We start from the raw sequence: 13,113 nt of genomic DNA, 5'->3' as shown, positions 1-13,113 counted from the left end.
CGCCTGTGTGCTCTATCCCACAGTAATGCGCGAAATGGTGATGGGGGCAGCCCGCAAGGGTCTTTTCGAGCCATGCTGGTCTGAGCGGATCCTCGAGGAATGGGCCCGTGCGGCCCGGAAACTCGGACCGGTGGGTGAAACTCAGGCACGGTCGGAAATCGCCATGCTGCGCGCCGCCTGGCCGCAGGCGGCAGTCACGCCTCCGGCAGCGCTTGAGACCCGGCTCTGGCTGCCGGATCCCGATGACATTCACGTTCTGGCAGCTGCGGTATCTGCTTCGGCGGATGCTATCATGACGCTGAACGCAAAGGATTTTCCCCGTGGGGTCCTCGCGGAAGAAGGACTTGCGCGCATGGATCCGGACACCTGGCTGCACAGGGCCTGGCAGAACGATCCCGACGTGATCAGGTCTTATGCCGGTGAGGTACTGAACACCGCGCGACGGCTTTCAGGGGAAGACTGGCAAATGCGTGCCCTGCTGAAAAAAGCGCGCCTGCCGCGGCTTGCAAAGGCTCTGGGATAACGGCTCAGACCTGCGCGCCGGCGGCCCATTTTGCTTCAAGAGCCTCAAGTGCTGCAATACGCTCTTCGGTCTTCGGATGGCTCATGAGCCAGGCTGGAGCGGCTCCGCGCTGCTTTGTCAGCGCTTCAAGCTTGCGAAACAGGCTCTTTTGCGGATCAACCCCGATGCCTGCCTTGGTCAGCAATGCCGCAGCATAGGCATCCGCCTCGTATTCGTCACTGCGCGAAAGCCGGGCGGCCAGGAGTGAGGTCAGCATCCCCGCGATAAAAACACCGACACCCGGAACGAACCGGCTCAGCACCATAGCAAGTGCTGTGCGCAGGGCGTTCTGGCCCGAAAAGTCGATCATGCGCCGACGCGAATGCCCGAGCGCCACATGGCCCAGTTCATGCGCAATCACGCTGGCCATCTCATCGGCCGAAACCTCTCCCGCCCGGAAACGGTTATAAAATCCGCGCGTGATGAAGATGCGCCCGTCCGGGGCGGCCAGACCGTTCACAGGCTCGATTTCATAGATGTGCACTCGGATTTTCGCAAGATCGAGCGCTGCCGCCATGCGGTCGGTGAGCGTGCGCAGCATCGGATCGGCCAGCTCAGTGGATTTTTCGTCAAGCTCTTTTGCTGTCCGCCAGGCAGAGAAGCGGTACATCGCAAGACCGTACATTATGGCGAGCAGTATGGGGGTGAACTTGAGCATGCACAGAATATGGGGCGTGGGCCATGCCCTGGCAAGGGCGATGCAGGCGTTAACGTGTCAGTGTTTTCATGCCACGCGAAAGTCCCTCAAGCGTCATCGGCACCATCGCCTCCGGGCCGATCAGCTCCTCAATCATCGAAATCGACTGAGTGTATGGCCAGTACTTCTCCGGCACCGGGTTAATCCAGATGGTTGCGGGCCATTGTTCTTTAGCGCGGGTGATCCATGTCGCACCGGCCTCGGCGTTCCAGTGCTCGGACGCACCGCCCGGATACGCAATCTCATAGGGCGACATCGACGCATCACCTACGAAAATACATTTGTAATCAGACCCATAAGTGCGCAGCAACTCATGGGTCGGGATCTGCGCGTCCCAGCGGCGGCGGTTGTCGCGCCAGACGCCTTCATAAAGGCAGTTGTGGAAATAATAATGCTCAAGATGTCTGAATGCCGAGCGTGCGGCGGAAAAGAGCTCTTCAACCACTTTGACATGTGGGTCCATCGAGCCGCCGATATCCAGAAAAAGCAGCACCTTTACCGCATTTCGCCGCTCGGGCCTCGTTTTCACATCGAGGTACCCGTGCTCTGCGGTGGCGCGGATCGTGCCGTTCAGGTCCAGCTCGTCTGTTGCACCGTCCCGCGCCCAGCGACGCAGGCGCCGTAACGCCACTTTGATGTTGCGTGTTCCGAGCTCGACGGTGTCATCGAGATTACGGAACTCGCGCTTGTCCCAGACTTTGACCGCCCGCTGATGGCGCGACCCTTTCTGTCCGATGCGGACGCCTTCGGGGTTGTAACCATAAGCGCCGAAAGGTGACGTGCCAGCGGTGCCGACCCATTTATTGCCGCCCTGATGGCGCCCTTTCTGCTCTTCGAGCCGTTGCCGCAGTGTTTCCATCAGTTTGTCAAAACCACCCAGGGCCGCAATTTCTGCTTTCTCTTCCGGGCTGAGATGTTTCTCGGCCATTTTCTCCAGCCAGCCGGCAGGGATATCAACCGCCTCCAGCACCTCGGCTGTGCTGATATTCCCGAGCCCCGAAAATGCAGCGGCAAAAGCCCGGTCAAACTTGTCGATGTTGCGCTCGTCTTTGACCATGGTCGTGCGCGCCATGTAGTAAAACGCATCGACGTCATAAGTCGCAAGCCCGGCCGCCATCCCTTCCAGAAACGCCAGGTACTCCCGCAGGCTTACCGGAACGGCATTTTTGCGCAGGGCGTCAAAGAATGGCAGAAACATCGCAGTTCCTTCAGAGCAGGGCCCGGTCAAGCAGCACGGTCAGAATGAGGCTCACCACGACAAAAGCCATCGCATAGCCCGCCGCATACTGAGCGATGTCCTTGCGGTTTCCTCCGCGTTTTTTTGCGGTAAACCCGCCGATAAGGGCGCCCAGTATGGCTCCGAGAATGACAATCATCTGTGCTCTCCTGCGGCATCATTCCGCCGGAGCGGGATCAGGCCGGTACGTTCTGGCGGTTCAGGGCCGATATTTCGCGCAGTTTCGCCCGCACAACCCAGTCCGCGCCGAAGCCGTATCGCGCCCATCCCAGACTGTCCAGCCTGACCGCCCGGGCCTCATCGGCACGCCCTTCCATCGCAAGGCTCTCTGCGCGCAGAAGCTGCAGCGTGGCAAGCAAAGAAGCATTCTGAGACTGTGCCGCAATGCTGATATGTGGCTCAACCAGCGCACGCGCGGCCACCGGATCACCATCGGCCAGCTCGTAAGCGGCAAGCTGTGTGGCAACATAGGCCCGGTGCAGGCGGGTTTGCGGGGAGCGCGCATAAAACCGGTCTGCAATCTCATACTGCCGGCGCGCGGCTTCGCCGTCACTGGCCTGAAGCAGGCGCGCACGGGCGTAATGAGCAAAGGCGCGACGGTTGTCTGTCCATCCTTCGTTCACAGCAATGCGCAGCGCCGTATCTGATGCTGCCTGCCGGCGGGCATAATCTGCCCCCGGTCCGAGAGCCGTCTGGATCGACTGGTTCCAGACCTGCGGGGTCGGGCTGGCCGGGGCCGCGGCCTGTTTGCGGCCGGCGGGATTTATGCGGTCAAAAATGGCGGGCAGGCGGGCTGCCACCTCCTCAGGTGACATGCCCGAGCGCAGCTCAGGAGCATAGGTCGCGCGCAGGATCATCATATCAAACCCGGTCAGCACAGTATGCACATTGTCGTCGTTAAATACCGAATCCGGCAGCCTGTAGAGATCGTTCAGCGGCCCCAGCGCCTGGCCCAGTTCTTCATGCAGACAATCGCGTACTTCCTGCGGGCTGGAATCGTTCGGAATGAAAATCGCCAGCCGCTCGCGGGTCTGCAGCAGGGTCCAGTTGGTCTGTGGCGCACGGCGCGCAGACCTGTATTCACGGATCGAGCTGACGTTGGGGGCAACAAAACAGGCCGCCTGCGGCAACATCTTTTTAATTGAGGAACGTGGCACGGCCTGGATGGTGATATTGGCATCCGCGCTGGTGGTGACGCTGATCGGGATCTGTGCCTCGGTCTGCAGCCGGGTGATCAGCTGGTTCAGATCGCCCTTCATCGTGGCTGGCGGATTGCCGGTCATCCGCACCGTCACGGGCCCTTCGAACCGGGTGAACACGGGCAGGGCGCGACCGCTTTCCATCCGGAATGAAAGTTCCATGAAATCGCGGGCAAGGCCGGTGTTGGATTTTGTCGTCTGCGCCTGCTTTTGCGGGGCGAAGGTCTTCATGGGCGGCAGGATACCCTCGCCGAAGACAGCCCGCGACGCGGTGTTATTCTGGGTGGCGGGGGCACAGCCGGCCAGCAGAATGACCAGCGGCAATACCAGACGCCGCATCATTTGCGGTTATACCGGATGAAGGGTGTCTTGACGCCGATCCGGTCATAGAGCTGGCGGGCGGTGGTGTTGAAGTCCTGGGTGAGCCAGTAGACCGACCCCGCACCGGCCTCATCCGCTGCGGCATAGACCGCCTCGATCAGTGCGCGTCCGATGCCCTGACCGCGTACAACCGGGTCTGCGTAGAGGTCCTGGAGATAACACGTATCGGCCTCTGACCAGCCGTGCCGGTGGAACAGATAGTGCGCCAGGCCAACCAGCCGGCCATCTGCCTCGGCAACAATACAGTTGAAATCCCGGGGATCGTTTCCAAGAAGGCGGGTAAAGTAGAGATCATGAATCTCCGTCGGCCGCGAGGTTTCATAAAATTTCAGATACGCGGTCCAGAGAGCGGACCATTCTGGTTTATCACTCTCACGCAGTGCACGCACCGCGGGATTCGTCTTCTCTGTCATGGCCTGCCCGTCTGCCTCGTTCCTTGCCCGCGATCATTATCGCCGCAGGTCATTAAGGAAGTTAAAACGTGTCCGTTTCACCGTACTCTAGGCAGGTCGGATGGCGTTTGTCTAGCGTCCGTTGCGCGCAAGAAATGCAAGCCGCTCAAAGAGATGCACATCCTGCTCATTTTTCAGCAGAGCGCCATGCAGCTTCGGCAATGCATTTCTGGTGTCGGTTTTCAGGTCTTCCGCAGTCATATCCTCCGCCAGCAGCAGGCGCAGCCAGTCGAGCACTTCAGAGGTCGACGGCTTCTTTTTCAGCCCCGGTTGTTCACGGATATCGAAAAACCGCGTGAGCGCCGTGGTCAGCAGCGCCTCTTTGATCCCGGGGTGATGCACGGCCACGATTTTGCGCAGGGTCTCCATCTCCGGAAACCTTATATAGTGGAAAAAACAGCGCCTCAGAAAGGCGTCAGGCAGCTCCTTTTCGTTGTTGGATGTGATGATCACGATGGGCCTGTGACGCGCCCGGATGGTCTCGCCGGTCTCATAGACAAAGAACTCCATCTTATCCAGTTCCTGCAGCAGATCGTTCGGAAACTCGATGTCGGCTTTGTCAATCTCGTCGATCAGAAGCACCGTTTTCTCATCTGTGTCGAAAGCCTGCCAGAGCTTTCCCTTGCGGATATAATTGGAGATATCATGCACCCGCTCGTCGCCCAGCTGGCTGTCGCGCAGACGGCTGACAGCATCGTATTCATAAAGCCCCTGCTGGGCGCGTGTGGTCGACTTGATGTTCCATTCGATCATCGGCAGACCGAGACTGCGGGCGACCTGGCGGGCCAGCTCTGTTTTACCCGTGCCGGGTTCGCCTTTGACAAGGAGAGGGCGCTCCAGCGTGACCGCGGCATTCACCGCAACGGTGAGATCATCTGTGGCGACATAGTCGTCCGTGCTTTGGAATTTCATGCTGTTGTCAACCCTTTAGAATGACCTTTTGAATGTGCTTTTAGCCGGGAAAGTACAGGATTGTGTAGTGACAATTATCAATGACTGCGCTATCCCCTGGCCACAGGGGCGCAAAGCCTGAGGACAGGTGCAGATGGAAGACATTAGCCAGGTTGAGGGGAACAAAATGAAACAGGAAAATTTCCTGCCGGATGATTATCGTCCCGCCGAAGACGAACCTTTCATGAATGACCGTCAGGTCGAGTATTTTCGCCGTAAACTCCTGACGTGGCGGTCAGAACTGCTGGCCGGCAGCCGCGACACCATCGAAGGCCTGCAGGACGGTACCCGCAACATTCCCGATGTGGCTGACCGTGCCTCGGAAGAAACCGACCGGGCGCTTGAGCTTCGCACCCGCGACCGCCAGCGCAAACTCGTCAGCAAAATCGACGGTGCTCTGCGCCGGATCGATGAAGGCGAATTCGGCTATTGCAGCGTAACCGGCGAGCCGATCTCGCTGAAGCGTCTCGACGCGCGCCCCATCGCGACGATGAGCCTTGAGGCTCAGGAGCGTCACGAACGGCGCGAAAAGGTTCACCGGGACGACTGATCTGGCACATCTGACCGAAATGACACGGCGGGCGCCCGAGGATCACCTCCGGCGCCTTTGCTTTGCCCGGTGAGGCAGAGGCTGGCTAAAAACGCGGTTGTCCTTGGCGGCGGCATCGGTGGTCTGGCCTGTGCGGCAGCGCTTGCGAAACGTGGTGTTGCCGTCACCCTCGTGGAGCAGTCTGAAAAGCTGCGCGAAACCGGAGCCGGGATTCAGATCAGCCCCAACGGTCTTGCGGTGCTGCGCGGTCTCGGGCTTGAGGCCTCGCTGATGCGCGCGGGCGCTGTCGAGGCCGGTGCAGTGGTGCTTGAGGATTATGAACGCGGCAGAACGGTCGCGCGGCTGGATCTGCGGCGATTGCCGGATCAGAGATACCTTCTTGTGCATCGTGCCGATTTGCTGGGCCTGCTGGCGCGGGCGGCCCGGCAGGGCAATGTATCCTTTGAGATGGGTCGCCGGGTCACGCGCGTTATTCCCGGACCGATGCCGGAGATCGAGCTGGCCGATGGTGGTACGATGCGCTCGGAACTGGTGGTCTGTGCGGATGGCATTCATTCTGTCGGTCGCGCGGCTGTCTGGACCGGACCCGGGCCCGCCTTTACCGGACAAGTCGCCTGGCGCGCCCTTGTTCCGGCACAGACAACAACCCGCGAAGTGCGCGTGAGCATGGGACCCGGATGCCACGTGGTTCGCTATCCGTTGCGCGGGGGCGAGCTGATTAATCTGGTGGCAGTGCAGGAGCGTGAGGCCTGGGCCGAAGAGGGCTGGCATCACGCCGATGACCCGGCCAACCTGCGCGCGGCCTTTGCCGGGTTCGGCGGCCCGGTCGCTGATCTGCTCTCACAGGCAAGAGACGTGAGACTCTGGGGTCTGTTCCGGCATCCGGTGGCAGACACCTGGGTGCGGGACGGAGTGGCTCTTCTGGGAGATGCAGCACATCCGACGCTGCCGTTTCTGGCCCAGGGGGCCAATCTGGCGCTGGAGGATGCCTGGGTTCTGGCGGCCTGTGCGGTAAGTCCGGAAGGTCTCGCAAGCTATCCCGCAGCGCGTCAGAAACGCGTGCGGCGTGCCATCGATGCAGCCAGCGCCAATGCGCGCAACTATCACATCCGCCCCGGGCTGGCGCGCACTGCGGCGCATCTGGCGCTGTCACTGGGCAGCCATGCAGCCCCCGGGCTGATGATGCGCCGGTTCCGGTGGCTCTACGGCCATGATGTCACGAAAACCCATCCTCTCTGATCCGGCGGCGCGCGGCCCTGCCGGCCCGCGCACACCATTCCCCGGTTCCGGGTAAAACCCGGAACGGCCCGGCTCAGCCCTTTGCGCGCTGCAGCATGCCGAAAAGATCACGCGGATCATCGGGATCGGCCAGCAGATCGAGCGGGTGAAAGAGCGCTGTCCCACGGATATTGTCGCGCACATAACGCAGGGCGCTGAAATCCTCGATCGCAAAACCAACGGAATCAAACAAAGTGATCTGACCGGGCGAACGGCGTCCCGGCGCATCACCACTCAGAACCTGCCAGAATTCCGTGACCGGATGATCATCTGCCAGTTGCTGTATCTCGCCTTCGATGCGCGTCTGTTCGGGGTATTCCACGAAAATCTCGGCCCGGTGCAGGATTGCCGGCGCAAGCTCGGTCTTGCCGGGACAATCCCCGCCGATGGCATTGATATGCACACCCGCGCCGATCATATTGTCGGTCAGGATGGTGGCGTATTGCTTGTCAGCTGTGCAGGTGGTGATGATCTGCGCGCCCAGGATGGCGTCTTCCGCGCTGTCACAGGTGACAACGTTCAACCCGGAGCCTGCAAGGTTTGCCGCACACTTGCGCGTGGCGGCAGGATCAATGTCAAAAAGCCTGACTTCGGTGATGCCGCAGATCGCCTGCATCGCGAGGCTCTGGAATTCCGACTGCGCGCCGTTGCCTATCATCGCCATGCATGTCGCACCCTCAGGTGCCAGCACGCGCGCAACAAGCGCCGAGGTTGCCGCAGTGCGCAGAGCGGTCAGTATCGTCATCTCCGAGAGCAGTACCGGGTAGCCCGAAGCCACATCTGCCAGCAAACCAAAAGCGGTGACGGTTTGCAGCCCCTCGGCTGTATTGCTGGGGTGACCGTTTACATATTTGAACCCGTACACCTCTCCGTCCGAAGTCGGCATCAGCTCGATCACGCCTTCAGCGGAATGGCTGGCCACGCGGGGCGTTTTGTCAAAGAGCTGCCAGCGGCGGAAATCCTCTTCGATATATGCAGCAAGACCACGCAGCATCTCCGGCACACCGATGTGATGAATGAGCTGCATCATGTGATCGACAGAAACGAAGGGCACAAAGGCCTTGTCGGAAGGGGTCGGCGTGGTCATGTCAGCGGCCTTTCGGGGTGGATCATAAACGCGGCGGAACCAGGGTCCCGCCTGCAAAGGTATCAGTATGCGCGGGTTGGGCGGTCAAAGACCCGGCGGCCCAGAGCGGACGCAGCCAGATCGACCATCACCTGCGCGGTGCGCCCGCGCTCATCCAGAAACGGATTAAGCTCGACCAGATCGAGCGAAGTCATCAGCCCGCTGTCGTGCAGCATTTCCATCACCAGATGCGCCTCGCGGATTGTGGCGCCGCCCGGAACCGTGGTGCCGACAGCCGGCGCCACGGACGGGTCAAGAAAATCCACGTCAAGCGAGACATGCAGCATGCCGCCTGCGGTCGCCACACGCTCAAGAAACGCACCCAGAGGCCGGGCGATGCCGTTTTCGTCAATGTCGCGCATGTCGACACGCTGAATCGCGGTTTCCTGCAATGCGGTGCGTTCTGCCGGATCGACCGACCGCAGCCCGATGATGGCGATATTCTCCTGCGGCAGCGGAGTCGCAATCTGCGGAAAGCCCGGGAAGTCACCGCGCGCGGTCACATATCCCAGCGGCGTGCCGTGCAGGTTGCCGCTGTCTGTGGTCTCAGGCGTGTGATAATCGCTGTGCGCATCGAGCCAGAGCACAAAGAGCGGCCGACCTTGTGCTTCGGCATGGCGCATGGCCCCGAGAACGGTGCCCAGAGACAAGGCGTGATCGCCCCCCATGAAAAGCGGCAGCCCGTCGCGCAGACCGGCTTCGGCGGCTTCCGCCAGGCTCTCTGTCCAGGCAATTGTTTCTTCGGGTGCAAACAGTTTCGGATCATCGCGCTCGGTATAGCGGCGCGGGACGACGTTGCCCCGGTCCTCGACGTCATGACCGAGATCGGCAAGGGCGCGCCCGAGGCCCGCCGTACGATAGGCATCAGGACCCATAAGGCAGCCCGCGCGGCGTTTGCCGCTGTCTACCGGGGCACCGATCAGAATACAGGTTTTGTCCGCCATGATACGCTCCGTTGTGAGGGTGTTGTCTCTGAATAATCACCGGACCGGATTGCCGACAAGCATCATTTATGCACATTATGTCAGCGAACTGATCAAAGTGGGTATATGAAATGGACGAAACGGACAAACGCCTGATCTCAGCTCTGCGGCACAACGCGCGCGCACCGCTTTCTGAACTGGCATCGCGTCTCGGACTGTCGCGCGCCACGGTACGCACGCGTCTTGCAAAACTCGAAGAGAACGGTGACGTCCTGGGGTTTACCGTTGTGATGAAACACGACCAGTTGCGGGATGCGGTGCGCGGTCTGATGATGATCGCCATTGAAGGGCGCGGCACCGACCGGATCATCCGTCAGCTTAACGCCTTTCCCGAGGCGCGTCATGTGTGGTCGACGAACGGTCGCTGGGACGTGATCGTGGAAATCGGATCGACGACGCTGGAAGCATTTGACGATATCCTCGCGCGCATCCGCAGGCTCGACGGTATCACCGCGAGCGAAACGAGCCTGCTGCTGTCAACGCGTAAAGCCACCTAAGGCCGGCGCAGGGCCAGGCACCACAGTATAAAGAGACCAAAAGACAGCACACCGTTCCAGGCGGCCATGCTGAGCCCGAGCATCTCCCAGGGGATCTCGTCGCAACGCACCACAGGGGCCGACATGATCTGGTCGAAAAGCTCATCCGTGGTCAGCCCGCCGATGGGTTGCGATGTGCAGGTGGTCGGACCTTCCCAGAACCCCTGTTCGACACCGGCATGGTAGAATCCGATGGTCGAAGTGATAAGGGCGGCAAAAGCCCCTGCCATAATCAGCGCCCGGTTGGACAGCGCAAGGGCCAGCGCGCCGATGGCGATGGCGATGATGTGCGGATAGCGTTGCCAGTAACACATTTTGCACGGGGGCAGCCCACCAATATACTGAAACGCCAGCGCGCCGGCGATCATAAAGAGCGAGCCGAGTGTCGCCATCCACAACGCCTGACGCCCGGTCACAGGTATTTCAGCGCGTAAAACCCGCCGCCCAGAAGCAAAACGAAGAGAATGAACATCAGCCCCAGACGACGCTCGATAAAGCCGCGGATCGGCTCGCCGTATTTCCACAGCAAAAGTGCGACGAGATAAAACCGGATGCCGCGTGCGAGAATTGACGTGACGATAAAGGTCATCAGCGGCATGCCGGTCCAGCCCGACATAATTGTAATGACCTTATAGGGGAAAGGCGTCACGCCCGCTGTCAGAACAGCCCAGAAGCCCAGATCGTTAAACCGCTCGTTAAAGGCGGCCATGGGTTCAGCCTTGCCGAGGCTTTCCAGGATCGGCTTACCGATCGTCTCAAAAGCAAAGGAGCCAATGGCATAGCCCAGCAGCCCGCCAAGAACGGAAAACACAAGTGCCACACTGGCAATGAGCCAGGCCCGGGAGGGAGCCGCGAGGATCATCGGGATCATCAGAATATCCGGTGGGATCGGAAAGACCGAACTTTCGATAAAGCTGACAAATGCCAGTACCCAGAGAGCATGGCGGTGTTCGGCCATGCTGAGTGTCCAGTCGTAAAGCTTTCTGAGCATCGTTATCCACAGTACAATTGTTGCCCGAGCGGCAGAACACGGCAGACCCCGCAGGTCAAGTCCGGGACAGTTTGTGCAGTGCAGTTTATGCTTGCCCGCGCGCAGGGGCTCGGATAATCCGCAGATGTGCCCAAGTGGCGGAATGGTAGACGCAGGGGATTCAAAATCCCCCGCCGCAAGGCGTGCCGGTTCGAGTCCGGCCTTGGGTACCACACCGCAAGTCCATCCTCTGATTTATTCCTGCGCCAGTTCCGGGCGACAGGCCCTTTCCGCTGGCCCGGAAAAGAGGCGTCCTCGCACGCATCTTTCCCGGTCGTTCGGGCAGGCGTTATTCAATCTCAGAATCTGCTGCCAGGCTGCCCGGTCAGAGCCGGGCGCGACACTTTTGATTCGCGTTCTTTGCGCGCAGCACAAGTCTATTGGTTCTGTCAGAAGCGTCAGTGGCTCGAATAGGTCGCGATTGTTTTTGCCCCGGGAATGCCGCGGCTGGCGGATGTGTTATTTTCCGGGCCCGGAAACGCCGGCAATAAAGTGGCCGGCTGTTTACGATCCGGAAACGTAAAATCACAGTGCCGCCGGCGCGCGGGCGTCATCTGTCCTGCGCCTTTCGCCTGAAAATTATGACAAATTTGCTGCAGATCGTCAGTTTTGCTCCGGAAACAATCACCGGAATTCTTGCCCGAAACCAGCATGGCGCTCTGTGCAACACCTCGTTTGAAACGCCCGTTGCTGCCACATTTCTGTCAGATTTCACTTTCGCGGCGGGGCCTGCACGGCTTATCAACTCTTACGGCAAGCATGCCGGTCAAACGGTTTTATGTGCTGGTCCGGGTCACACCGGTCAGCAAGGCGGGGCCTTCGGGCAACGCATCAGGGCCGGACAGACCCACGTGTTTTTGTGGTGTCTGATGGTGTCGCTTTGTTCTGCGGGGCCTCCGGTTCTGATGCGCCGCTGTAGTAATGAGTATGCGGTTTCGGACTGCCCTGACGGGGGTCCGGACCGGGAAAAAGGGTAAAAACAGATATGCCGCAGGCGAGCGCAGCAAAGAGCACAGAACGGCCATGCGCTGTGTCTTTGAGCCCTGTTCCTTTGCCGAACTGCTTTGTGCCGGGCGCACGCATCGTCACACCCGCAGGCACATCTGCTGTCGAAGACCTGCGCCCCGGCGACCGGGTCATGACGCGCGACAACGGCCCGCAGGAAATCTGCTGGACGGGCAGTCGCGGGCTGACCACCGCCGAACTGAACCAGTATCCGCGCCTGCGCCCCGTGCGAATCCCCGCGGGTGCGCTCGGAGAGGGCAGGCCCGCGCGTGATCTGATGCTCAGCCCGAACCACCGGGTGCTCTCAACAGGCGATATGACGGCGCTGCACTGCGGAGCCGGTGAGGTCTTTCTTGCCGCCAAACACCTGACAGCACAGCCGGGCATCCGGGCCGCCGACGTGCCCTGGGTCACCTATCTTCATTTCATGTGCGAAGCCCATGAGGTCGTGCTGGCCGATGGGGTCTGGACAGAAACCTATCAGCCTGCAGCGGGCCCGGTCGATGGCATCGGCAACGCGCAGCGCCTTGAGATTGAAGAATTGTTCCCTGAGCTGGCAACCCTTGTTGGTCTTGCCGCCAGAACCGCCGCGCGGCCTACGCTGACACCGCGCGCGCCGGTACCTCACATAGGCCACCCAGTGGCCTGACAGGAATATGCAGCGACCATGTCGATCCGTTTGACATGGCTTAACGGAAACGGGAGGGGATTTCCCCTCCCGTTTCTGTTGCAGGTCATGGTTTTTCCCGGAGCGCCCGCCAGGCGTCCCATGCCTCTGGCGTGTCGATATCCCGCAATGCCCGGTCATCCCCGAGCGGAACCCCGCGCAATCTGCCGTCACGTGCCACGTTATCGCGGATCGCGCGCGCCCCTTTATCTCCGCGGATCGCCCGCATTTCATCGAAAAGCGACGCATGCAACACAATCGGATGTCCGGGTCTGCCGTCAGGTGTCGAGGCACACCACATCGCCGTGCCGTCCGCCGGGTCTACCGCAGCAAGAACACGGCGCAGATCACAGGTGGTCAGATCCGGCAGATCAGGCAGCAGGATCATCACTGCCGGCGCATCATCGCTGAGTGCATCCAGAGCCCGGCGCAGCCCGGCGCTCATCCCGTCGCTTGCAT

Annotated in this window: 16 protein-coding genes and 1 tRNA gene; 6 read left to right on the top strand and 11 right to left on the bottom strand. The window is 60.6% G+C overall.

Annotated features, from left to right (window positions below; translation table 11 throughout):
• Positions 1-7 precede the first annotated feature (7 nt).
• A complete protein-coding gene (locus Q0M35_RS12850; RefSeq protein WP_295315903.1) occupies positions 8-523 on the top strand; it encodes an RSP_2648 family PIN domain-containing protein in 516 nt (171 codons plus the stop codon).
• A 4-nt stretch (positions 524-527) separates the two neighbouring features.
• Here the strand turns inward: Q0M35_RS12850 and Q0M35_RS12845 are convergent, their stop codons facing one another.
• The 6 genes from Q0M35_RS12845 to Q0M35_RS12820 all read right to left on the bottom strand — a co-directional run bounded on the left by Q0M35_RS12845 (position 528) and on the right by Q0M35_RS12820 (position 5,440).
• Positions 528-1,220, bottom strand: a complete 693-nt coding sequence (locus Q0M35_RS12845) for a M48 family metallopeptidase (RefSeq protein ID WP_295315899.1) — start codon at positions 1,218-1,220, stop codon at positions 528-530.
• Between the two features lie 49 nt (positions 1,221-1,269).
• Positions 1,270-2,457, bottom strand: coding sequence for a VWA domain-containing protein (locus Q0M35_RS12840; protein ID WP_295315897.1), 1,188 nt, complete (start codon positions 2,455-2,457; stop codon positions 1,270-1,272).
• A 10-nt stretch (positions 2,458-2,467) separates the two neighbouring features.
• Positions 2,468-2,635, bottom strand: coding sequence for an apolipoprotein acyltransferase (locus Q0M35_RS12835; RefSeq protein WP_295315895.1), 168 nt, complete (start codon positions 2,633-2,635; stop codon positions 2,468-2,470).
• A gap of 37 nt (positions 2,636-2,672) precedes the next feature.
• Positions 2,673-4,034: a DUF2927 domain-containing protein gene (locus tag Q0M35_RS12830; RefSeq protein WP_295315901.1), complete on the bottom strand. Its 1,362-nt coding sequence runs from the start codon at positions 4,032-4,034 to the stop codon at positions 2,673-2,675.
• Positions 4,034-4,489 (bottom strand): GNAT family N-acetyltransferase, encoded by a 456-nt coding sequence (locus Q0M35_RS12825; RefSeq protein ID WP_295315893.1) that lies wholly within the window; start codon positions 4,487-4,489, stop codon positions 4,034-4,036. The genes Q0M35_RS12830 and Q0M35_RS12825 overlap by 1 nt, the downstream gene beginning before the upstream one ends.
• Before the next feature lie 111 nt (positions 4,490-4,600).
• Positions 4,601-5,440, bottom strand: coding sequence for a MoxR family ATPase (locus Q0M35_RS12820; protein ID WP_295315891.1), 840 nt, complete (start codon positions 5,438-5,440; stop codon positions 4,601-4,603).
• A 133-nt stretch (positions 5,441-5,573) separates the two neighbouring features.
• Here Q0M35_RS12820 and dksA point away from each other — a divergent pair, with 133 nt between their 5' ends.
• Both dksA and Q0M35_RS12810 read left to right on the top strand, forming a co-directional pair.
• Positions 5,574-6,029 carry an RNA polymerase-binding protein DksA gene (dksA, locus tag Q0M35_RS12815; protein WP_295315889.1) on the top strand — a complete coding sequence of 152 codons (456 nt, stop codon included), beginning with the start codon at positions 5,574-5,576 and terminating at the stop codon, positions 6,027-6,029.
• A 69-nt stretch (positions 6,030-6,098) separates the two neighbouring features.
• Complete coding sequence (locus tag Q0M35_RS12810) at positions 6,099-7,268, top strand: FAD-dependent monooxygenase (RefSeq protein ID WP_295315887.1); 1,170 nt, start codon at positions 6,099-6,101, stop codon at positions 7,266-7,268.
• Positions 7,269-7,341: 73 nt separating this feature from the next.
• Here the strand turns inward: Q0M35_RS12810 and Q0M35_RS12805 are convergent, their stop codons facing one another.
• Positions 7,342-8,394, bottom strand: a complete 1,053-nt coding sequence (locus tag Q0M35_RS12805; protein WP_295315885.1) for an ornithine cyclodeaminase — start codon at positions 8,392-8,394, stop codon at positions 7,342-7,344.
• Between the two features lie 62 nt (positions 8,395-8,456).
• Positions 8,457-9,377, bottom strand: a complete 921-nt coding sequence (rocF, locus tag Q0M35_RS12800) for an arginase (RefSeq protein ID WP_295315882.1) — start codon at positions 9,375-9,377, stop codon at positions 8,457-8,459.
• Positions 9,378-9,487: 110 nt separating this feature from the next.
• Here rocF and Q0M35_RS12795 point away from each other — a divergent pair, with 110 nt between their 5' ends.
• Positions 9,488-9,913 (top strand): Lrp/AsnC family transcriptional regulator, encoded by a 426-nt coding sequence (locus Q0M35_RS12795; protein WP_295315881.1) that lies wholly within the window; start codon positions 9,488-9,490, stop codon positions 9,911-9,913.
• Here Q0M35_RS12795 and Q0M35_RS12790 read toward each other — a convergent pair.
• Together Q0M35_RS12790 and Q0M35_RS12785 are read right to left on the bottom strand one after the other, a co-directional pair.
• A complete protein-coding gene (locus Q0M35_RS12790) occupies positions 9,910-10,368 on the bottom strand; it encodes a disulfide bond formation protein B (RefSeq protein ID WP_295315878.1) in 459 nt (152 codons plus the stop codon). The genes Q0M35_RS12795 and Q0M35_RS12790 overlap by 4 nt on opposite strands.
• The gene (locus Q0M35_RS12785) at positions 10,365-10,943 is read right to left on the bottom strand and encodes a YqaA family protein (protein WP_295315876.1); all 579 of its coding nucleotides are present in this window, start codon (positions 10,941-10,943) and stop codon (positions 10,365-10,367) included. The genes Q0M35_RS12790 and Q0M35_RS12785 overlap by 4 nt, the downstream gene beginning before the upstream one ends.
• Before the next feature lie 128 nt (positions 10,944-11,071).
• On the opposite strand from Q0M35_RS12785, the gene Q0M35_RS12780 reads away from it, so the two are divergent.
• A tRNA-Leu gene (locus Q0M35_RS12780) sits at positions 11,072-11,155 on the top strand.
• A gap of 863 nt (positions 11,156-12,018) precedes the next feature.
• A complete protein-coding gene (locus Q0M35_RS12775) occupies positions 12,019-12,636 on the top strand; it encodes a Hint domain-containing protein (RefSeq protein WP_295315874.1) in 618 nt (205 codons plus the stop codon).
• 85 nt (positions 12,637-12,721) lie between these two features.
• Here Q0M35_RS12775 and Q0M35_RS12770 read toward each other — a convergent pair.
• Positions 12,722-13,113: NTP transferase domain-containing protein (locus Q0M35_RS12770; RefSeq protein WP_295315872.1), on the bottom strand; the 392-nt coding region annotated here is incomplete at its 5' end.

The organism is Roseobacter sp. (genome assembly GCF_024639605.1).
Classification (GTDB): Bacteria; Pseudomonadota; Alphaproteobacteria; order Rhodobacterales; family Rhodobacteraceae; genus Roseobacter.
This window is presented reverse-complemented; position numbering and strand designations above follow the sequence as displayed.